At 77.7% G+C, this 839-nt stretch carries 2 protein-coding genes; one reads left to right on the plus strand and one right to left on the minus strand.

The window, feature by feature from the left end:
• Positions 1-63 precede the first annotated feature (63 nt).
• On the minus strand, positions 64-237 hold the full coding sequence (locus tag NBM05_RS15265) for a hypothetical protein (RefSeq protein WP_254169190.1): 174 nt from the start codon (positions 235-237) through the stop codon (positions 64-66).
• Between the two features lie 30 nt (positions 238-267).
• Between NBM05_RS15265 and NBM05_RS15270 the strand changes: the two genes are divergently transcribed.
• Positions 268-839, plus strand: a 572-nt coding sequence (locus NBM05_RS15270; protein WP_309248188.1) for a chorismate-binding protein, incomplete at its 3' end; no start/stop codon positions are given.

The raw sequence follows: 839 nt of genomic DNA on the forward strand, positions 1-839 counted from the left end.
GCCCGAGACGGTGGCCGGCCAGTAGGCGCGCCGCGGCGGCCGGCACACCGGCGGCCGGCCGGGTCAGTCCTGCAGTCGTGAGACGTAGAGCGCGTCGGTGGCCTCGGGGCCCAGCGGCAGGGCGGGGGCGCCCTCCCCGATCTCGACCTCGGTCCCGCCCAGGGACCGGTCCCGCGCCCGCCTGGGCAGGCGGGGGGCCCCCCCCGCGCCCAGCGCGCCGCCAACCCGGCGCCCCACGCGGCCTTCCTCTGGTGCGCCGACCTCGCCGTGCTCTCCTCCTCCCCGGAGCGCTTCCTCGCGGTGGACGAGGACGGCTGGTGCGAGGCCAAGCCGATCAAGGGCACGGCCCCGCGCTCGCCGGACCCAGGGCTCGACGCCGCCCGGGCGGCGTCGCTGGCGGCGGACCCCAAGACCCGGGCCGAGAACCTCATGATCGTGGACCTCATGCGCAACGACCTCTCCCGGGTCTGCGACCCGGCCACCGTGCAGGTGCCGGTGCTGATGGGTGTGGAGTCCTACGCGACCGTCCACCAGCTCGTCTCCACGGTGCGGGGGCGGCTGCGGGAGGGGGCCGCCGCGCTCGACGCCGTCGCCTCCTGCTTCCCCGGCGGCTCGATGACCGGCGCGCCCAAGGGCCGGACGATGCAGATCATCGAGCGCCTCGAGGACCGCGCGCGCGGGGTCTACTCGGGGGCCATCGGCTACCTCACTCCGGGCGGGGCGGCCGACCTCTCGATCGTCATCCGGACCACGGTCCTCACCCCGGACGCCGCCGCCGACCCCCGGTCCCGTGACGCCGACGCCGCGGGGGCCCGTGGTGCCGCCGCCCGGCCCCGTGA

Source organism: Rothia santali (assembly GCF_024199905.1).
In the GTDB taxonomy this organism is placed as follows: Bacteria; Actinomycetota; Actinomycetes; order Actinomycetales; family Micrococcaceae; genus Rothia; species Rothia santali.